This is a genomic window from Streptomyces sp. NPDC093111 (assembly GCF_040683955.1).
In the GTDB taxonomy this organism is placed as follows: Bacteria; Actinomycetota; Actinomycetes; order Streptomycetales; family Streptomycetaceae; genus Streptomyces.
In genome coordinates this window covers 1-19,282 of the sequence record NZ_JBFBNW010000027.1, presented here as the reverse complement: position 1 = coordinate 19,282, position 19,282 = coordinate 1, and the positions used below count along the sequence as shown (strand labels likewise).

The 19,282-nt window shown below is 73.1% G+C and carries 15 protein-coding genes and 1 pseudogene; 8 read left to right on the top strand and 8 right to left on the bottom strand.

Translation table 11 applies throughout. From position 1 onward, the window contains the following. Positions 1-16: 16 nt before the first annotated feature. Entirely contained in the window at positions 17-367 is a 351-nt protein-coding gene (locus AB0Q96_RS34450) for a hypothetical protein (RefSeq protein ID WP_365332476.1), read from the bottom strand. A gap of 432 nt (positions 368-799) precedes the next feature. Here AB0Q96_RS34450 and AB0Q96_RS34445 point away from each other — a divergent pair, with 432 nt between their 5' ends. The 4 genes from AB0Q96_RS34445 to AB0Q96_RS34430 are packed head-to-tail and all read left to right on the top strand — an operon-like array spanning position 800 to position 4,946. Next, entirely contained in the window at positions 800-3,499 is a 2,700-nt protein-coding gene (locus tag AB0Q96_RS34445) for a nitrate- and nitrite sensing domain-containing protein (protein ID WP_365332474.1), read from the top strand. Beyond that, the gene (locus AB0Q96_RS34440) at positions 3,496-3,936 is read left to right on the top strand and encodes a roadblock/LC7 domain-containing protein (protein ID WP_365332472.1); all 441 of its coding nucleotides are present in this window, start codon (positions 3,496-3,498) and stop codon (positions 3,934-3,936) included. Before AB0Q96_RS34445 ends, AB0Q96_RS34440 begins: the two co-directional genes overlap by 4 nt. Positions 3,937-3,952: 16 nt before the next feature. After that, positions 3,953-4,360 (top strand): DUF742 domain-containing protein, encoded by a 408-nt coding sequence (locus tag AB0Q96_RS34435; RefSeq protein ID WP_365332470.1) that lies wholly within the window; start codon positions 3,953-3,955, stop codon positions 4,358-4,360. Next, positions 4,341-4,946 (top strand): ATP/GTP-binding protein, encoded by a 606-nt coding sequence (locus AB0Q96_RS34430; RefSeq protein ID WP_365332468.1) that lies wholly within the window; start codon positions 4,341-4,343, stop codon positions 4,944-4,946. Before AB0Q96_RS34435 ends, AB0Q96_RS34430 begins: the two co-directional genes overlap by 20 nt. Before the next feature lie 219 nt (positions 4,947-5,165). Here AB0Q96_RS34430 and AB0Q96_RS34425 read toward each other — a convergent pair whose 3' ends face one another. The 3 genes and pseudogenes from AB0Q96_RS34425 to AB0Q96_RS34415 form a co-directional block, all read right to left on the bottom strand. Beyond that, the gene (locus tag AB0Q96_RS34425) at positions 5,166-6,353 is read right to left on the bottom strand and encodes a lipid-transfer protein (protein ID WP_365332466.1); all 1,188 of its coding nucleotides are present in this window, start codon (positions 6,351-6,353) and stop codon (positions 5,166-5,168) included. Positions 6,354-6,451: 98 nt separating this feature from the next. Next, positions 6,452-6,904: pseudogene (locus tag AB0Q96_RS34420) on the bottom strand (zinc ribbon domain-containing protein); the annotation flags it as partial. Between the two features lie 69 nt (positions 6,905-6,973). Next, positions 6,974-7,783, bottom strand: a complete 810-nt coding sequence (locus tag AB0Q96_RS34415) for a M15 family metallopeptidase (RefSeq protein WP_365332590.1) — start codon at positions 7,781-7,783, stop codon at positions 6,974-6,976. Positions 7,784-7,850: 67 nt separating this feature from the next. Between AB0Q96_RS34415 and AB0Q96_RS34410 the strand changes: the two genes are divergently transcribed. Beyond that, a complete protein-coding gene (locus tag AB0Q96_RS34410; RefSeq protein WP_365332464.1) occupies positions 7,851-8,363 on the top strand; it encodes an NUDIX domain-containing protein in 513 nt (170 codons plus the stop codon). Between the two features lie 39 nt (positions 8,364-8,402). Here the strand turns inward: AB0Q96_RS34410 and AB0Q96_RS34405 are convergent, their stop codons facing one another. Next, positions 8,403-10,757: a glycoside hydrolase family 31 protein gene (locus tag AB0Q96_RS34405; RefSeq protein WP_365332462.1), complete on the bottom strand. Its 2,355-nt coding sequence runs from the start codon at positions 10,755-10,757 to the stop codon at positions 8,403-8,405. Positions 10,758-10,972: 215 nt separating this feature from the next. On the opposite strand from AB0Q96_RS34405, the gene AB0Q96_RS34400 reads away from it, so the two are divergent. Further along, positions 10,973-12,946, top strand: coding sequence for an acetoacetate--CoA ligase (locus AB0Q96_RS34400; RefSeq protein WP_365332460.1), 1,974 nt, complete (start codon positions 10,973-10,975; stop codon positions 12,944-12,946). A gap of 50 nt (positions 12,947-12,996) precedes the next feature. Here AB0Q96_RS34400 and AB0Q96_RS34395 read toward each other — a convergent pair whose 3' ends face one another. Continuing rightward, positions 12,997-14,322 (bottom strand): aminotransferase class I/II-fold pyridoxal phosphate-dependent enzyme, encoded by a 1,326-nt coding sequence (locus AB0Q96_RS34395; RefSeq protein ID WP_365332458.1) that lies wholly within the window; start codon positions 14,320-14,322, stop codon positions 12,997-12,999. Positions 14,323-14,363: 41 nt separating this feature from the next. Here AB0Q96_RS34395 and AB0Q96_RS34390 point away from each other — a divergent pair, with 41 nt between their 5' ends. Continuing rightward, a complete protein-coding gene (locus AB0Q96_RS34390) occupies positions 14,364-15,644 on the top strand; it encodes an MFS transporter (RefSeq protein WP_365332456.1) in 1,281 nt (426 codons plus the stop codon). Between the two features lie 22 nt (positions 15,645-15,666). Next, entirely contained in the window at positions 15,667-16,557 is an 891-nt protein-coding gene (locus AB0Q96_RS34385; protein ID WP_365332454.1) for a hypothetical protein, read from the top strand. Between the two features lie 75 nt (positions 16,558-16,632). On the opposite strand, the gene ptsP is transcribed toward AB0Q96_RS34385, so the two are convergent. Both ptsP and AB0Q96_RS34375 read right to left on the bottom strand, forming a co-directional pair. Then, complete coding sequence (gene ptsP / locus AB0Q96_RS34380; RefSeq protein WP_365332452.1) at positions 16,633-18,303, bottom strand: phosphoenolpyruvate--protein phosphotransferase; 1,671 nt, start codon at positions 18,301-18,303, stop codon at positions 16,633-16,635. Between the two features lie 82 nt (positions 18,304-18,385). Then, positions 18,386-18,835, bottom strand: coding sequence for a PTS glucose transporter subunit IIA (locus tag AB0Q96_RS34375; RefSeq protein ID WP_365332449.1), 450 nt, complete (start codon positions 18,833-18,835; stop codon positions 18,386-18,388). Positions 18,836-19,282: the final 447 nt, after the last annotated feature.

The following is a 19,282-nucleotide window of genomic DNA, read 5'->3' as shown; positions in this document are numbered from 1 at the left end:
TCCGTATGTCCGTATGTCAGGCCGCTTCGGACAGCCGTTCCGCCGGCTGCTCGCCGCGCCGCTGCCGTGCCGTGCTGCTCGGCTCCGACACGACCCCGTTGCGCTGGCGCCACACCTGACGTGTGATCCACACGTCGAGCACGCTCCAGGTCGCCGCCACGGTGCTGATCACCGTGGTGACCGTGACCGGGAAGGCGAGCCAGGATCCGGTGACCGAACAGAAGAAGGCCACCATCGCCTGGATCAGCGTCACCGAGGTCAGCATCACCGCGCGGACGGCGGCCGTCCGCACGGGGTCGGGCATCCGCCCGCGCCCCCTCTTGTCCTCCACCCACAGCTGCCGAACCGGCCGCGCCTCGTGTTCCATAGCGCTGTCACTCCCCACCACCGACGTCTTCAGGGTGGCTGCCCGTCTTGAGCCGCTTTACGCGGACACAACCCACCCCGTACAGAATGACGTACGCGGGAGGGTAAAGGTTTCGCCGGGGTCCCCTTCAACTTGCCGACCCGAAGACCGGAACGGGCAATTCCAGCCATCTGTTCGGGCCGGGAATGTGGCGTCCTGTCAGGTGTCCTACGCCACACTGCCGGAACCCAACTCCCCGAATACCGGGACATCTCATGATCAACACTCACTCGGCAGGCTGAAAATCGCCCGGACGCGTCTTCGAGATGGCTGTGATGCAGTAGTAGGCTCGCGCCGCCGTTTGTTGAAACTGAAGGTTGACGCCGCGTGTTGACGCCGGGCGTGACGACGTGAGTGACCTCCGTGGCCGCGGAGGCCGAGGTGGGGGAGGCCATGCGCTTTCGCGGGAAGTCCATCCGCAGGAAGATCGTGGCGTTGCTGCTGGTGCCGCTCGTCTCCCTCACCGGACTGTGGGGTTTCTCCACGGTCCTCACCGGCCGTGAGGCCCGCCAGCTCCTCGACGTCGGCTACATCGTCGACAAGGTCGGCTACCCGCTGGAGGACACCGTCCGTGTCATCCAGAAGGAACGCCGCCAGTCCCTCGTCTACCTGGCCGACCCCCGCGCCTCCGACGCGCTGACCAAGCTGCGCGAGCAACGCGAGGCCACCGACCGGCAGATCACCCTCATCCGCCGCAACGCCGCCGACTCCGGCGTCCGCGCCGAGATGAACCCGGTCACCGCCCAGCGCCTCGCCTCGCTCCTCGACGCCCTCGACGGCCTCTCCTCGCTGCGCCGCTCCGTCGAGAACCGCGACATCGGACGCCTCCAGGCCCTCGACTTCTACAACCGGCTCGTCGACCCCTGCTACAGCTTCCTCCTCACCCTCCATGCCCTGGAGAACGTGGAGATGGACAAGCAGGGCCGCGCCCTCGTCGGTGTGGTCCGGGCCCGCGAGGTCCTGTCCCGCGAGGACGCGCTGGTCCTCTCCGCCCTGATAGCCGAGCGGGTCACGGCCGAGGAGATCCGCGCGATCTCCGACCTCGTCGCCGCCCGCGAAGTCCTCTACGAGTTCAACCTCGAAGTGCTGCCCGGCAGCGAGCGCGAGCGCTTCGAGAAGTACTGGCGCAGCCCCGAGACCGCCCCGCTGCGCAAGGCGGAGGAGGCGGTCATCACCGCCGGCCCCACCGACCGCCCCCGCGCCGTCACCCCGGAGGCCTGGTCCGAGCAGGCCACCTCGGTCCTCGACGACCTCGCCGCCGAGAACACCGCCGCGGGCGACCGCTACCAGGACCGCGTCCAGCCCGCCGCGTACAGCGTGCTCCTCAAGGCGGGCGTCGCCGGCGTCCTCGGCTTCGTCGCCCTGCTGGTCTCCGTCGTCGTCTCCGTCCGCATCGGCCGCGAACTCGTCCGCGACCTGCGCCGGCTGCGCAAGGAGGCCCAGGAGGTCTCCGGCGTGCGCCTGCCCAGCGTCATGCGCCGCCTCGCCGCCGGCGAGCACGTCGACGTCGAGACCGAGGTACCCCACCTGCGGTACGACGACGACGAGGTCGGCCAGGTCGGCCAGGCCCTCAACACCCTCCAGCGCGCCGCCGTCGAGGCCGCCGTGAAGCAGGCCGACATGCGCCGCGGCGTCTCCGAGGTGTTCGTCAACCTCGCCCGCCGCAACCAGGTCCTGCTGCACCGTCAGCTCACCCTCCTCGACACCATGGAGCGCCGCACCGAGGACACCGAGGAGCTCGCCGACCTCTTCCGGCTCGACCACATGACCACGCGCATGCGCCGGCACGCCGAGGGCCTGGTGATCCTCTCCGGCGCCGCGCCCTCCCGCCAGTGGCGCAAGCCCGTCCAGCTCATGGACGTCGTCCGCGCCGCCGTCGCCGAGGTCGAGGACTACGAGCGCATCGAGGTCCGCCGGCTTCCCCGGCTCGGCGTCGGCGGCCCGGCCGTCGCCGACCTCACCCACCTCATCGCGGAACTCCTGGAGAACGCCACGGTGTTCTCGCCCCCGCACACCGCCGTGCAGGTACTCGGCGAGCGGGTCGCCAACGGCTTCACCCTGGAGATCCACGACCGCGGCCTCGGCATGACCCCCGACGCCCTCCTCGACGCCAACCTGCGCCTCGCCGAGACCCCCGACTTCGAACTCTCCGACACCGACCGGCTCGGCCTCTTCGTCGTCAGCCGGCTCGCCCAGCGCCAGAACGTGCGCGTGTCGCTCCAGCCCTCCCCGTACGGAGGGACCACCGCGGTCGTCTTCATCCCGGCGGCGCTGCTCACCGACGCCCCCGAGACCCAGGGCGCGGGCTTCCGCCTCGACCGCAAGAGCACGGACCGCGACGGCGCCGAGGGCGTGGCGGGGCTGCCCGTCCGCCGCCCGGTCCTCACCAAGGTGCCCGACCCGGCCCTCGAACCCGCCGTCCCGCTGATCGACGGCCCCGTCGAACTGGAGGCCCCGCTCGGCGCCGACGGCTTCGACGACCTGCTGGGCGGCGCGGCCGACCTCCTGGACGCCGACAGCGAGCGCGGCGGCCTGTTCCGGGCCCGCGAGCACCGCCGCCGCGGCGACCAGCACCAGCAGGCCCCGGACCAGACCGGCGGCCGCTCCGGCGGCTCCCGCGCGGACGACGAGCCGGCCGCCGACCCGGTGCGGCTGCCCCGGCGCCGCCAGCCGACCCTGGTCGTCGACCGCGGCCGACGCCTCGACGAGCCGGGCCGCGCCCATCCCGCCCCGAGCGCCCCGGAGGACGGTGACACGATGGAGCTGGCCCGCGTGCCGCACCCCGCGCCCGTACCGCCGCACGGCAGCGGACCCACGCTCGTCCCCGTACCGCAGGAAGGGCCCACTCCGTTCGGCGGGCTGCCCCGCCGGGTCCGCCAGGCCAGCCTCGCGCCGCAGCTGCGCGAGGGCGGCGGGCGCGCCGAGGACCAGCCGGCCGCGACGGCCTCCGCCGACGAGACCGACTCCTTCGAGCGCGACGCCGAGGAGGTGCGCAGCCGCATGGCCTCCATGCAGCGCGGCTGGCAGCGCGGACGACGGCACAACGCCGAAACGACAGCACCAGGAACGACACCCGAGGGGGACGGTCGATGACCGCACCGAACGCCGCAGCAACGCACAGCTCCGCCCACGGCAACGGGGAGCTGAACTGGCTCCTCGACGAACTGGTCCAGCGCGTCGGCTCCATCCGCAAGGCCCTGGTGCTCTCCAGCGACGGCCTGCCCACCGGCGCCTCGCAGGACCTCTCCCGCGAGGACGGCGAGCACCTCGCCGCCGTCGCCTCCGGCTTCCACAGCCTCGCCAAGGGCGTCGGCCGCCACTTCGAGGCGGGCAGGGTCCGGCAGACCGTCGTCGAGCTGGAGGACGCCTTCCTCTTCGTCACCGCCGCCGGCGACGGCAGCTGCCTCGCCGTGCTCGCCGACGCCGACTCGGACGTCGGCCAGGTCGCGTACGAGATGACCCTGATGGTCAAGCGGGTCGGCGCGCACCTCGCGACGGCGCCCCGTACCGGGCTGCCCAACGGCGGATGAGGCGGAGGGGGACGGCATGAGTGACGCAGAGCAGTCCCACGAGGACGCGCCCGGCCACTGGTTCGACGCCGACGCGGGCCCCGTGGTCCGCCCGTACGCCATGACCCGTGGCCGGACGAGCGCCGCCACCCGCCACCGCCTCGACCTGATCGCGGTGGTGGTGCCCGAACCGGCCGCCGACGACCCCGGCCGCGACCAGACGCTGTCCCCCGAGCACGTGGAGATCGTCGAACGCTGCTTCGAGCAGCCGCAGTCGATCGCCGAGCTCGCCGCCGGACTCGACCTCCCCGTCGGGGTGGTACGGGTCCTCGTCGGCGATCTCGTCGACGACGAGCTCGTCCATGTGACCCGCCCCGTTCCGCCGGCCGAGCTGCCGGACGTGAGCATCCTTCGCGAGGTGATCAATGGCCTTCGGGCGCTCTAGCCGCAAGCAGCCGCCGGTCGAACCGGTCACGCTGAAGATTCTCGTCGCCGGCGGTTTCGGAGTCGGCAAGACCACGCTGGTCGGCGCGGTCAGCGAGATCCGGCCGCTGCGGACGGAGGAGATCCTCAGCGAGGCCGGCCGGCCCGTGGACGACCTGCACGGCGTCGAGACCAAGTCGACCACCACCGTCGCCATGGACTTCGGCCGGATCACGCTGCGCGAGGACCTGGTCCTCTACCTCTTCGGCACACCCGGCCAGGACCGCTTCTGGTTCCTGTGGGACGAGCTGGCGCAGGGTGCCCTCGGCGCGGTCGTCCTCGCCGACACCCGCCGCCTTGAGGACAGCTTCGCCGCCATCGACTACTTCGAGCGGCGCGGCATCCCCTTCACGGTCGCCGTCAACTGCTTCGAGGGCTCCCGCCGTTTCCCGGCCGAGAGCGTCCGCGGCGCGCTCGACCTCGACCCCGAGGTCGAACTGCTGATGTGCGACGCCCGCGACCGGGAGTCCGTCAAGAACGTCCTGGTCGCCGTCGTCGAACACGCCCTGGTCCTGGCGGACCGGGGCCAGGCCACGGTCACCAGTTAGGGCGGGGTCGGGAGCCGGGGAGCAGGGCGCCCGGGGCTTCCGGGTTCCGGCTCCCGGGTCCCGGGTTCCGGCTCCCGGGTCCCGGGTCCCGGGTTCCAGGGTTCCGGTTTCCCGGCTCCCCGGCTCCCGGGTCCCGGGTCCCGGGTCCCTGGGTTCCGGCTTCCCGGCTCCCAGCTCCCGGCTCCCCGGGTTCCGGGATTCCCCGGACCTCCCCAGGGCTCAGCGCACCGCCACCACCGCCGAACCATGGCCGAACAGGCCCTGGTTGGCGGTGATCCCGGTGCGCGCCCCCGGCACCTGCCGGGCTCCCGCCGTGCCCCGCAGCTGCCAGGTCAGCTCGCAGACCTGCGCGATGGCCTGGGCCGGCACCGCCTCGCCGAAGGAGGCGAGGCCACCGCTCGTGTTGACCGGGACGCGCCCGCCGAGCGCGGTCACCCCGTCCCGGAGCAGCTTGGCGCCCTCGCCCGCCCCGCACAGGCCGATGTCCTCGTACCACTCCAGCTCCAGGGCCGTGGACAGGTCGTACACCTCCGCCAGCGACAGGTCCTCGGGACCGATCCCCGCCTCCTCGTACGCCGCCTTGGCGATCGACGCGCGGAAGGAGTGCGGGGCGGGGGCGACCACGGCGGCCGAGTCGGTCGCGATGTCGGGCAGGTCGAGGACCGCCTTCGGATAGGTCGGGGTCACCGTGGACACCGCGCGGATGCGGACCGGATCCGGGTGCCCGTGGCGCCGGGCGAACTCCATGCTCGACAGCACCAGCGCCGCGCCCCCGTCGGAGGTCGCGCAGATGTCGAGCAGCCGCAGCGGATCGGCGACCACCGCGGAGGCGGCCACCTCGGCCGCGCTCACCGGCTTGCGGTAGCGGGCCAGCGGATTGAGCGCACCGGCCGCCGCGTTCTTCACCTTGACCTGCGCGAAGTCCTCGGGAGTGTCCCCGTACAGGGCCATCCTGCGCCGGGCGTAGAGCGCGAAGTACGCCGGATTGGTCGCGCCGAGCACCCGGAACCGCAGCCAGTCGGGGTCGTCGGGCCGCTCCCCGCCCGCCGGGGCGAAGAAGCCCTTGGGCGCCGCGTCCGCGCCCACCACGAGGACCACGTCCGCGAGGCCGCCGAGGATCTGCGACCGGGCGGTGCTCACGGCCTGCGCCCCCGAGGCGCAGGCCGCGTAGACGCTGGTCACCCGCGCCCCCTGCCAGCCGAGGGCCTGGGCGAAGGTGGCCCCCGCCACGTAACCCGGGTAGCCGGAGCGCATGGTGTTGGCCCCGACGATGGAGCCGACGTCCTGCCACCGCACGCCGGCGTCGGCGAGCGCGGCGCGGGCGGCGGCCGTCCCGTAGCCGACGAAGCCGCGCCCCCATTTGCCCCACGGATGCATGCCGGCGCCGAGCACCGCGATGTCGTTCACGCCGCCCCCTCCTGATCCCCGTGCCCGTGCCCGTGCCTGTCCCTGTCCGCGTCCCCGTCCCCGTCCCCGTTGCCGTCCCCGTTCGCGGTCCGCGCGGCGACCGGTCGCCAGTGCCAGGTGGTCCAGACGTGCTCGTCGTCCTCGTTGAGGACTCCGGGGACGAGTTCCATCTCGTCCCCGATCGCGAGATCGGCCGTGCGCACGCCCGGCGCCGCCTGGCCGAGGACGACCATGGCCTCGGCCGCGAGCTCCACCGCGACCAGGGTGTACGGCTCCCAGGGCGCGTCCGGGTCCGAGACGTACGGGGCCGGGGGCCGGTAGCGGCCGTCCGTGAACGACCAGATCCGGCCCCGCCGGGAGAGCGGCGTCTCCGTCAGCTCGCCGCCGCCGGGGCAGCCGGGATTGCGGCAGGCGTCGTCCTCCCGGGGGAAGAACACCGAGGCGCAGGCCGTGCAGCGGGTCCCGAGCAGCCGGAACCCCCCGCCCGGTACGGACCCCTCCGCGTCGTCGGTGAACCAGCCGGCCACCACCGGCCTGCGCGTCCGTGCCATGTACGGGCCCCTCCCGCTATCTGACGATGCGTCAGAAGTGTGGCACGGGCCGACGGGCGACGGAAGACGTCAGTGGCCCGCCACCGACCGCCGCGCCACGGGGAAGTCGAAGAAGGTGGCCGGGAACGGCTCCGGCTTGAAGGTGTAGTGCCACCATTCCTCCGGCAGGTTCACGAACCCCTGCTCAGCCAGCGCGCCCCGGAGCAGGTCCCGGTTGGCGCGCTGCACTCCGGTGATCCTGGGATCGTCGGTGTGGGACAAGGTGTCGAAACAGTCGAAACCCGTCCCCATGTCCACCGAGTTGTCCGGGAAGCGCTCCGCCCGCGGCCGGAAGCACTCCACCTGCGGTTCGCCCGGCACGTACGGCCGGGTCGGCACGGCCGGCAGGCGCACGATCGTCAGATCCACCGTCGAACCCCTGCTGTGCCCGGACTTCTCGGCGATGTAACCGTCCGCGAACAGCCGCGACTTGTCGACCAGCGGATAGAACTCCTTCTTCATCCGCTCGTCGGCCAGGTCCTTCGCCCAGCGCACGAAGTGGTCCACGGCCCGCTGCGGCCGGTAGCAGTCGTACACCTTCAGCGTGTAGCCCCGGGCGAGCAGCCGCACCTGCGCGCGGTGCAGGGCCTCCGCGGCCGGCCGCGTCAGGATGCACACGGGCTGCCGGTAGCCGTCGACCCGCTCGCCCACGAAATCGTGCTCCGTGGTGTAGCGCATCTCCTGGACGATCGTCGGATCCACCCGGTCGAGCGCCACGAACTCCTTCGGCGCCTTGGGCTCCGGCACGGCACGGGCCGGCGGCACGCCCGCGGTGGCGGCGAGCAGACCGGCGGCGGCCAGGACACCGAGGGCACGGAGAGCGGAGGCGAGTCCAGTCAGTCGAGTCATGGCAACCGTCTACCAGTAACGGCAGCGCCGGGAAAGGGAGATCGCATACGGTCGCCCCGTGACCGACTCCTCCGCGCACTCCCACTGCTCCGGCTGCGGCGCCCGCTACCCGGCCGGCGTCACCTGGCCCCGGACCTGCGCCGCCTGCGGTGCCACCGCCTACCGCAACCCGCTGCCCGTCGCCATCGCCCTGCTCCCCGTGACCGGCCCGCACGGCACCGGGCTCGTCGTCATCACCCGCACCATCGAGCCGCAGGCCGGCCGGGTCGCCCTGCCCGGCGGATTCGTCGACTTCGGCGAGGACTGGCGCGAGGCCGTCGTCCGCGAACTGCGCGAGGAGACCGGCATCCGGGCCGCCGCCACGGACGTCCGCCTCGCCGACGCCCTCAGCTCCCCGGACGGACACCTCCTCGTCCTCGGCCTCCTCCCGCCCCGCCCGGCCGCCGACCTGCCCCCCTCGATCCCGACCGACGAGACGACCGGACACCACGTGATCCACGCCGCCGAGGAGCTCGCCTTCCCGCTGCACACGGAGGCGGTACGGAACTTCTTCGCGGGGACGTACGCGTAGGGGCGGGCGAGACCGTTCGGGACATCGGATCCGACCTGCTCAGCCCTCCAGCCCCCGCACCCGCACCGGCAGCCCCGCCTCCTCCGGACCCCGCTCCGTCACCCGCTCCACCACGACGCGCCCGTCCACCAGACGCGACTGGTACCGCTCGACCTCCGCGGGCTCCCAGCCGTCGCCGTTGTCGCGTACCACGAGGCCGCCCCCGGTGCGGCCCGCGACGGGAGCCCACACCTCCAGAGACAGTTCGCCCCGCTCGTCCCGCACCGGGATCACCGCACCCGCCCGGGCGAGCACCGGCACCCGGGACAGCGGGGCGTCCAGCAGGACCTGCCCGGGGCCGTCGTACGCGCGCCCCGTCGCCGTGTCGTACCAGCGCCCGCGCGGCAGCCGTACGGCACGCCGGTCCGCGCCCCGCGACAGCACCGGGGCGACCAGCAGGGAGTCGCCGAGCAGGAAGGCGTCCTCGCAGTCCCGCAGGGCCCGGTCCTCCGGGGTGCCCCACCAGACGGGGCGCACGTACGGCGCGCCCGTCAGCCGCGCGAGCCGGGACAGCGTCACGAAGTACGGGCGCATCCGCTCCCGTTCGACGAGCGCCGCCCGCGCGTGCTCCAGTACCTCCGCGCCGAACTCCCACGGCTCGCGCCGCCCCGCGTCGATCGCCGCGTGGGTACGGAACAGCGGCAGCCACGCCCCCAGCTGGTACCAGCGCAGGAACAGCTCCGGCGACGGGCTCCCGTCGAAGCCGCCCACGTCGGGCCCCGAGTACGGCACCCCGCACAGGCCGAGCCCCAGCACCAGCGCCAGCGAGGCCCGCAGCCCCGGCCACCCCGACGACACGTCGCCCGACCAGGTCCCCCCGTACCGCTGCATCCCCGCCCACCCCGAGCGCGAGAACAGGAAGGGCCGCTCCTCGGGCCGCAGGAGGCGCAGCCCCTCGTACCCCGCCCGGGCCATCGTCAGCCCGTACACGTTGTGCGCCTCGCGATGGTCCCCGCCGCGGCCCTCCAGACCGTGCCGGGCCGAACGGGGCAGCGTCCGCTCGCCGAACGGGGCGAAGGACACCGGCTCGTTCATGTCGTGCCACACCCCGGAGAAGCCCTGCCGCAGCCGCTCCTCGTACAGCCCGCCCCACCACGTCCGCGCCCGCGGATCGGTGAAGTCCGGGTAGGCGCACTCACCCGGCCACACCACGCCGCGCACCTCCTCGCCCCGGTCGTCCCGCACGAACGCCCCGGCGGCCCGCCCGCCGTCGTACACCGGGTCGCCCGGCTCCGCCTTCACCGCCGGATCCACGATCGACACCAGCCGCACCCCGCGCTCCCGCAGCTCCTTCGCGAGCCCGGGCAGGTCCGGGAACCGCTCCCGGTCCACGGTGAACACGCGGTGCCCGTCGTAGTGGTCGATGTCCAGATGCAGCACGGACAGCGGCAGCCCCCGGTCCCGGTAGCCGTCCACCACCCGCCGCACCTCCCGCTCGCTGCCGAAGCCCCAACGGGCGTGCTGCGGCCCGAGCGCCCAGGACGGCGGCAGCGCCGGCGCCCCGGTCAGCGCCGCCCAGCCGTGCAGCACCCGCGCGGGCGTGCCGACCACCACCCAGCACCGCAGCGGCCCGCCGTCCATCCGGACCTCGCTCGTCCCCGGACGGTCGTGCCCGGACCCGGCGCCCTCCTCGCCCTCCGCGAGCAGTACCCGCCCGTCCCAGGAGTCGTCGTGGAAGACCAGATGCGTCCCCGCGTCCGCCACCACCAGCTGCACCGGCATGGTGATGTACAGCGGATCGTCACCGGGGGAGAAGCCGCCGCCCGGATCGGTGTTCCACAGACGGTACGAGCCGTCCCGCAGCCGCGGCCCGGCCGCCCGTCCGCCGAGGCCGAAGAACCGCGCGTCCGCGGCCACCTCGCTGCGCTGCACCCAGCGCGCCGGCCCGCCGCCCACCGGCTCCCACCAGCGCGGCGGCAGGTCCCGGCGCAGCACCACGCCACCCGGGGTACGCACCTCCACCGCGCCGTGCCGGGAGACCGCCACGGTCACCCGCTCCGACACCACCCGCCAGCCGCCGTCGGTGTCCGGCTCCAGGACGGCCCGCGGATCGGGCTCGGGCGGCTCGCCGGCCAGCGCGTACGAGGGGAGCGGCGCCGCCCCGTCCCAGCCCCAGAAGACGGTGCCGCCCGCCGACACCGAGATCCGCAGCTCGGAGCGGGCGAAACGGACGATCCCCCCGCCCGGCAGCGGCTCCACCTCACCCATCGGACCGGGCACCCGGGCCCGCTCCGCCCCCCTCGGCGGCAGCGCCCTCGCGTCGGTGCGGCGCTGCCGCCACGCCGCCCGCGCCGCCCTCATTCCCCGCACCGAACCCAGCACCTTCACCGAGCGCACCAGCTCACGACCGTCCATGACGCTCACCCTGCCACCCGGACCACGCCGAACCGGCTCCGTTCAACTGCCGTTCACCCGTGGTGGGAGCACATATTCAGCTGCCCGACCATGGGCGGGGAACCCTGGTGCGATCGCCCCTCACATGGCATCGTCCCTGTCAGCCGCGTCACGCGCACACCCCAGCACGTGCGCGGGACACACGCAGACCCCGCGTACAGCCAGGGAGCCACAGCATGACATCAGCGCAGACCGAGCCGCTTTGGCATCCTGACGAGGACCGCGTCGCCGCGGCCGCCGTCACCCGCTTCCAAGCCTGGGCCGCGGAGCGCCACGGCGCACCCGCCGAGGGCGGCTACCCGGCCCTGCACCGCTGGTCCGTCGACGAGCTGGAGACCTTCTGGGCCGCCGTCGCCGAGTGGTTCGACCTCCGCTTCTCGACCCCGTACGAGCGGGTCCTCGGCAGCCGTGACATGCCCGGCGCCGACTGGTTCCCGGGGGCCACCCTCAACTACGCCGAGCACGCGCTGCGCGCCGCCGAGGAGCGCCCCCACGACACCGCGCTGCTCCATGTGGACGAGACACATGACCCCGTGCCGGTGACCTGGGCCGAACTCCGCCGCCAGGTCGGCTCGCTGGCCGCCGAACTCCGCCGCCTCGGCGTCCGCCCCGGCGACCGGATCAGCGGCTACCTGCCGAACATCCCCGAGTCCGTCGTCGCCCTCCTCGCGACCGCCGCCGTCGGCGCCGTCTGGACCTCCTGCGCCCCCGACTTCGGCGCCCGCAGCGTCCTGGACCGCTTCCAGCAGGTCGAGCCCGTCGTCCTGTTCACCGTCGACGGCTACCGCTACGGCGGCAAGGAGCACGACCGCCGCGACACCGTGCGCGAGCTGCGCGCCGAACTGCCCTCGCTCCGCGCGGTCGTCCACATCCCGCTGCTCGGCACCCCCGCCCCCGAGGGCGCCCTGGCCTGGGCCGAGCTCACCGCCGCCGACACCGAGCCCGAGTTCGAGCAGGTCCCGTTCTCCCACCCCCTGTGGGTGCTGTACTCCTCGGGCACCACCGGCCTGCCCAAGGCGATCGTGCAGTCCCAGGGCGGCATCCTCGTCGAGCACGTCAAGCAGCTGGGGCTGCACTGCGACCTCGGCCCGGAGGACGTGTTCTTCTGGTACACCTCCACCGGCTGGATGATGTGGAACTTCCTCGTCTCCGGCCTCCTCACGGGTACCACCGTCGTCCTGTACGACGGGAGCCCCGGCTACCCGGACACCGGCGCCCAGTGGCGCGTCGCCGAGCGCACCGGCGCCACCCTGTACGGCACCTCCGCCGCGTACGTGATGGCCTGCGCCAAGGCCGACGTCCACCCGGGCCGCGACTTCGACCTGTCCCGCGTGAAGTGCGTGGCCACCACGGGTTCCCCGCTGCCCCCCGACGGCTTCCGCTGGCTCCACGACGAGGTCCGCGCGGACCTGTGGATCGCCTCCGTCAGCGGCGGCACCGACGTCTGCTCCTGCTTCGCGGGCGCCGTGCCCACCCTCCCGGTCCACATCGGGGAGCTCCAGGCCGCCGGCCTCGGCACCGACCTCCAGTCCTGGGACCCCTCGGGCAAGCCGCTCGTCGGCGAGGTCGGCGAACTGGTCGTCGCCAACCCCATGCCGTCGATGCCGATCCGCTTCTGGAACGACCCGGACGGCAGTCGCTACCGCGACAGCTACTTCGAGATGTTCCCCGGGGTGTGGCGCCACGGCGACTGGATCACGATCACCGACCACGGCTCGGTCGTCATCCACGGTCGCTCCGACTCGACCCTGAACCGTCAGGGCGTGCGGATGGGGAGCGCCGATATCTACGAGGCCGTCGAACGCCTCCCGGAGATCAGGGAGTCCCTCGTCATCGGCCTGGAGGAGCCGGACGGCGGCTACTGGATGCCGCTCTTCGTCCACCTCGCCGAGGGCGCCACGCTCGACGAGGAGCTCATCGGCCGGATCAAGAGCACCATCCGCGCCGAACTCTCCCCGCGCCACGTGCCCGACGAGATCATCGAGGTCCCCGGCGTCCCGCACACCCTCACCGGCAAGCGGATCGAGGTCCCGGTCAAGCGCCTCCTCCAGGGCACCCCGATGGAGCGGGCCGTCAACGCCGGTTCGGTCGACAACCTCGACCTGCTGCGCTTCTACGAGGAGCTGGCCCGCACCCGCACCGGCGCGTAGGACGAGGGAAGGGCCCCGCGCACCCGCGCGGGGCCCTTCCCTCGTCCTCGTCATCCCCCGTACGTGGCCTGCGCGTCGCCGAGCACCGCGGCGAAGTCCGCGGCGAGCCGCGGCGCGTCGGCCGGGAGCAGCGTCGCGGTCGTGATCCGCACGCCGGTGGGGGCCGCGATCCGGAAGCGGGCACCGGCCGCCACCCACCAGCCCTGCGTCCGCAGCCCGTTCACCACGGCCGACTCGTCCCGCACCGGCACCCACACGCTCAGACCGCTGGGCCCGGTCGACCGGATGCCGTACGAACCGAGGGCGTCGACCAGGGCCCGCCGCCGCTCGGTGTACGCGGCTTCGCCGGCCGCGACGAGCCGGGCGACCCCGGGATCGGTGATCAGCCCGGCGACCGTCTCCTGAAGGACGTGGCTGACCCAGCCGGACGTCATGAGCATCCGGCCGTCGTGCCGGGCGAGCGTCACCGGATCGCCGGCCACCCCGGCCCAGCGCAGGTCGATGCCCAGGTGCTTGGACACCGTCCGCACCTGCGCCCAGCGCTCCAGGCCGGCCGTCGCCAGGGAGACCGCGGCGACACCCGAGATCTCCGCGTTGTGGTCGTCCTCGACCACCAGCACCTCGGGGAACTCCCTGAGGAGCGAGGCGAGTTCGTCCCGTCGCTCCGGCGTGAAGCACGCCCCGGTGGGGGACTGGCCGCGCGGACTGCACAGCACGGCCCGCACCCCGGCGCGCAGCGCGGCCCGCAGGGCGTCGGGCGTCAGCCCGGCACGGTCCACGGCGACCGGCACCATCCGCAGCCCCAGCGCCGGCACGAGGTCGAGGAGATGGTGGAACCCGGGGTCCTCGACGGCCACCGCGTCCCCGGGCCGCAGCTCCGTGGCGAGCAGCCGGGCCACGCAGTCGAGGGCGCCGTGGGCGAAGGTCACCCGCTCCGCCGGTACGCCGTCCCGGGCGAACCACGCGCGGGTCGCCTCCTCCAGGACCGCGAGCCGGGGCGCCGCGCGGTGCGAGCCGTACACCGGCCGGACCTCGGCCGGGGGCCTGAGCACCGGCAGGAACGCGGGGTCGGGATGCCCGCCGGCCAGGTCCACGAGGCCCTCGGGCACCCGCGGCGGACGCCGGGACGCGACGGAGGGGGCCTCGGCGACCACCGTGCCGCCGCGGCCTCGGGTGACCACGAGGCCGCGCTGCCGCAGCTCCTTGTACGCCGTCGCGACCGTGCCCGGACTGACACCCAGCTCGTCGGCGAGCCGCCGTACGGGTGGCAGCGCGTCGCCCGGCGCGAGCTCCCCCTCGGTCACCCCGCGCTCGACGGACGAGGCGATCCCCTTGGCTGTGGTCCCTGTGATCGAATATTGTGTTGCCACGTACATAACTATGTATCAATACATAACTCGCGTCAAGGGGGAACCGAGTGAACCGCACGACCCGGCACCGCGCCGCGCTCGACCGCATACCCGGAGGCCGCGACGGCCGCCGCATGCTCCTGGTCGGCATCATCGACAAGACCGGAACCGGCCTCTGGGCGGGCTGCACCGCGCTCTACTTCACCTACGTCTCCGGCCTCGGCCTCGGCCAGGTGGGCCTCCTCATGACCGTCTCCGGCGGCGTCGGCATCGCCGGCGCCCCCCTCGCGGGCCGCCTCGCCGACCGCTTCCCCCTCGTCCGCGTCATCGTCGGCGCCCAGCTCATGCGCGGCGCCGCCCTCCTCGCCCTCCTCACCACCGACAACTTCCTCCTGCTCACCCTCTTCTCCGCCCTCGGCGCCCTCCCCGACCGCGCCGGCAGCGTCCTCATCAAGCTCTACGCGGCCCGCCTCGCGGGCTCCGACCGCGTCCGCTACCAGGCCATCCAGCGCACCACCGTCAACATCGGCTGGTCCATCGGCGGACTCGGCGCCGCGGCCGCCCTCGCCACCGGCAGCCCCCGCGCCTACGGAGTCCTCCTCGTCGGCAACGTCCTCACCTACCTGGTCATCGCCGTGCTCACCCTGCGCTGCGCCGAACCCCCCGCCCCGTCCCGCACCGTCGCCACCTCGGACGACACCCCCAAGGACCGGCCCACCAGCCCCTGGCGCGACCGCACCTTCCTCGCCTACACGGCCACCGAGGCGGCCCTCTTCCTCGACGACACGATCCTCCAGGTCGCCGTACCCCTCTGGATCGTCCACGCCACCGCCGCCCCCGTGGGCCTCGCCCCGCTGCTCCTGGTCCTCAACACCGTCCTCGTCGTCCTCTTCCAGGTGCCCCTCTCCCGCTTCGGCGCGACCACCTGGAAGGCCCGCGGCCTCCTCATTCCCCTGTCGGGACTCTTCGTCGTCGGCACCCTCGCCCTCGCCGCCTCCGCGGCCGGCGGACGCACCCTCGCCATCACAGCCCTGGCGGTCGCGGTCGTCGCCCTCACGTTCGCCGAGATCATCCACGCGATCGCCTCCTGGGAACTCTCCGTCGCCCTCGCCCCCGCCGACGCCCAGGGTGCCTACCTCGGCGTCCACGGACTCGCCCAGTCCACCCAGCGCTTCGCCGGCCCCCTGCTCGTCACCGGCGTCATGTCGGCCGGCCCCCTCGCCTGGCCCCTCCTCGGCCTCGCCCTGGTCGGAGCAGGCGCCGCCCAGCACCGCGTGATCCGCGACCGCGTCACACCCCCGGCCCAGTCGTCACTGTCAGTGCCCACGGTTACGGTGAGTGAGCACTGATCGACAGAGCCCAGGGGGAGCCATGACCCACCACCACACCACGGAGACCCTGCGCCGCGCCCTGCGCAGCGAAGTCCCCAGCACCGTCGCCCTCCTCGCCGACGAGGAGGACTTCACCACCATGCGGCAGTACGAGACCTTCGCCTTCGACGACCACACCCGCTACCTCGCCCACGTCGAGGAGCTCCTGCGCACCCTCGCCGCCGAAGGCGGACCCACCACCCTCGCCCTCTTCGACCCCGAGGAGTTCGCCGACTACTGCGCCGACACCGGCCTCGACCCCGACCACCCCGCCAGCCGCGGCCGCTACACCGCCGAGCGCGCCGCGACCGGCGCCCGCCTCACCTACACGGGCCAACCCCTCGCCACCCTCGTCCCCGTCCTCGTCGACACGGCCGTGCGCCGGGCCACCTGGGAGTACGCGACGATGCTCCTCACCGACGCCGGCACCTGCGCCGACTGCGGCAAGGACATCGGCCACGCCTCCTTCGAACGCGCCTCCCACCTCCTCGTACGCCTCCTCGACACCGCGGGACCCGGCACCCACCACCTCGTCTGCAGCGTCCCCGCCGGAGACGAACAGCTCCTCGCCGTCCTCCACACCACCCGCGACACCACCGGCCCCACCCGGCTCGACAGCTCCGAAGGCGCCGAGTTCGTCACCGTCCTCGCCACCGGCATCGCCCTCGGCACCCCCGGCGGCCTCGTCCTGCGCACCCACGCCCCCGACGCCCCCGCCCGCCTCCACGGCTGGCGCCTCCACCAGGGCCGCCTCCACCCCCTCACCGAGGCCGAGGTCTTCGACGCCTACTGCACCGACGCCCGCACGGGCGAACCGATCTCCCCGGAACCCGACGTCGAGTACCGCGCCGGATTCCCCCTCACCCCCGACGACGACACCCACCCCCACTGAAACGACGAAGGGGCTCCCCGCCACCTGAGTGACGGGAAGCCCCTTCGTCGACGACCTACGACGGCAGGCCGGGGATCACTCCCCGGACAGCACCGCCTGCGCGGCCATCCGCGCGTCGTGCGCGGTGTCCGCGGCACGCGCCGCGGCCGCCGCGCGCTCGCACTGCGCGAGCGTGTACTTCGCCAGCGTCGCCCGCACATACGGGATCGACGCCGCACCCATCGACAGGGAGGTCACACCGAGCCCCGTCAGCACACAGGCCAGCAGCGGATCCGACGCCGCCTCACCACAGACACCACAGCTCTTGCCCTCGGCCTTGGCCGCCTCGGCGGACAGCGCCACCAGGTCGAGCAGCGCCGGCTGCCACGGGTCCTGCAGCCGGGAGACCGCACCGACCTGACGGTCGGCGGCGAAGGTGTACTGCGCGAGGTCGTTCGTGCCCAGCGACAGGAACTCGACCTCCTGCAGGATCGAGCGAGCCCGCAGCGCGGCGGACGGGATCTCCACCATCGCGCCGAACTTCGCCCGCAGCCCCGCCTCACGGCACGCGTCGGCGAACGCCTTCGCGTCCGTACGGTCGGCCACCATCGGCGCCATGACCTCGAGGTACACCGGCAGGCCCTCGGCCGCCTTCGCCAGCGCCGTCAGCTGGGTCCGGAGCACGTCCGGGTGGTCCAGCAGCGTCCGCAGACCGCGCACGCCCAGCGCCGGGTTCGGCTCGTCCGCCGGAGTCAGGAACTCCAGCGGCTTGTCCGCACCGGCGTCGAGCACCCGCACGACCACACGGCCCTCGGGGAACGCCTCGAGCACCTTGCGGTACGCCTCGATCTGCTTCTCCTCCGACGGCGCGTGCTTGCTGTCGTCGAGGAAGAGGAACTCCGTACGGAACAGACCGACGCCCTCGGCACCGGCCTCGACCGCCGCGGGCACGTCGGCGGGACCGCCCACGTTCGCCAGCAGCGGCACCTTGTGCCCGTCCGAGGTGGCACCGGGACCGCTGGACGCGGAGAGCGCGGCCTTGCGGGCCTCGGCGGCCTTCGTCAGCTCCGCCTTCTTCTCCTCGCTCGGGTCCACGAAGATCTCACCGGTGGAACCGTCCACCGCGACGACCGTGCCCTCGGCCAGCTCACCCGCACCCGGCAGCGCGACCACGGCCGGCACGCCCAGCGCCCGCGCGAGGATCGCGCTGTGGCTGGTCGGGCCGCCCTCCTCGGTCACGAAGCCGAGCACCAGAGCCGGGTCGAGCAGCGCCGTGTCGGCGGGGGCAAGATCCCGCGCGATCAGCACGTACGGCTCGTCGCTGTCCGGCACACCGGGCATCGGCACGCCGAGCAGGCGCGCCACGATCCGGTTCCGGACGTCGTCCAGGTCGGCCACACGGCCGGCCATGTACTCACCGGCGCCCGCGAGGAGCTCCCGGTAGTGCGAGAACGCGTCGTAGATACCGCGCTCGGCCGTGCTGCCGACCACGATCCGGCGGTCGACGTCGGCCATGAGCTCCGGGTCCTGGGCGATCATCGCCTGGGCCTCGAGCACGGCCTGCGCCTCGCCGCCGGCCAGATTGCCGCGTGCATTCAGGTCGGCAGCAACAGCCTCCACAGCCTGACGGGCGCGCCCCTGTTCGCGCTCCGCCTCATCGGCTGGAATCTGCTTGGCCGGCGGCTCCAGAACCGCCGTGCCCATGTGCCGGACCTCGCCGATCGCCACTCCGTGGCTGACACCGACGCCTCGCAGCGTTGTCTCCATCTCACCCGTCTCCGATAGAGCGGCGGCCAGGGCCGCCGCGTTGAATGTCGTACGCGGACGCGTCACAGGGACGAGCCGGCGGTCAGTTCCAGCCGAAGAGCGCGTCGCCGGCCTTCACTTCGCCTTCCTCGACGACAGAGGAGAGGGAGTCCGCGGTGGCCTCCAGGGCCACGATGGGACAAATGGGGGACTTGCCGGCGGCCTCGACCGCGGCCGGGTCCCAGCGGACGACTTCCTGTCCGCGGGTCACGGTGTCGCCCTTGTTCACGAGGAGCTCGAAGCCCTCGCCGTTGAGCTGAACGGTGTCGATCCCGAGGTGGGTGAGCACCCCGTGACCCTGGTCGTCGACGACGACGAACGCGTGCGGGTGGAGCGAGACGACAACACCGTCGACGGGCGAGACGGCCGCGGAGGGCTCACGCACGGGGTCGATGGCGGTGCCGGGACCGACCATCGCACCGGAGAAGACGGGGTCGGGTACTGCGGCGAGACCAATGGCGCGTCCAGCGAGTGGCGACGTCACGGATGTCATGGGAAGCCTCCCAGGGGCGGAGATTGTGTGGCGCCGTCACTACCTGTCCTGGACGGCGTACTGTTCAGAAGCGTAAGTCATAAGAAGTCCCAGTTCCGCACGAGACGTACCAGTTGGCGGACCTAGGGACTACCCGGAAACGATTTGCCTCAAGTGACGGTGGGATGTACTGTCGTACTCCTGCTTGACCCCAACGCGGCTTTGAGTCGTGGGTCGGCAGCACCTATCAAGCCAGATCCTAACCCCAGTGGTCTACACCTCTGCGTGCTCGCAGACGGAGTGGTCGGGGGGAGCGAAAAAGCCTGGTAGTGTTTGACCCCGCCGGAAGGGCCGAAAAGCGAAAGCGAAATTCGGACCGGAAAGCACCGAGGAAATCGGATCGGAAAGATCTGATAGAGTCGGAAACGCAAGAACGAAGGAAGCGCCCGGAGGAAAGCCCGAGAGGGT

Coding starts and splice junctions, on each gene's coding strand:
- AB0Q96_RS34450 (WP_365332476.1), bottom strand. CDS start 367: ATGGAACACGAGGCGCGGCCGGTTCGGCAGCTGTGGGTGGAGGACAAG.
- AB0Q96_RS34445 (WP_365332474.1), top strand. CDS start 800: ATGCGCTTTCGCGGGAAGTCCATCCGCAGGAAGATCGTGGCGTTGCTG.
- AB0Q96_RS34440 (WP_365332472.1), top strand. CDS start 3,496: ATGACCGCACCGAACGCCGCAGCAACGCACAGCTCCGCCCACGGCAAC.
- AB0Q96_RS34435 (WP_365332470.1), top strand. CDS start 3,953: ATGAGTGACGCAGAGCAGTCCCACGAGGACGCGCCCGGCCACTGGTTC.
- AB0Q96_RS34430 (WP_365332468.1), top strand. CDS start 4,341: ATGGCCTTCGGGCGCTCTAGCCGCAAGCAGCCGCCGGTCGAACCGGTC.
- AB0Q96_RS34405 (WP_365332462.1), bottom strand. CDS start 10,757: ATGGACGGTCGTGAGCTGGTGCGCTCGGTGAAGGTGCTGGGTTCGGTG.
- AB0Q96_RS34400 (WP_365332460.1), top strand. CDS start 10,973: ATGACATCAGCGCAGACCGAGCCGCTTTGGCATCCTGACGAGGACCGC.
- AB0Q96_RS34395 (WP_365332458.1), bottom strand. CDS start 14,322: ATGTACGTGGCAACACAATATTCGATCACAGGGACCACAGCCAAGGGG.
- AB0Q96_RS34385 (WP_365332454.1), top strand. CDS start 15,667: ATGACCCACCACCACACCACGGAGACCCTGCGCCGCGCCCTGCGCAGC.
- ptsP (WP_365332452.1), bottom strand. CDS start 18,303: ATGGAGACAACGCTGCGAGGCGTCGGTGTCAGCCACGGAGTGGCGATC.
- AB0Q96_RS34375 (WP_365332449.1), bottom strand. CDS start 18,835: ATGACATCCGTGACGTCGCCACTCGCTGGACGCGCCATTGGTCTCGCC.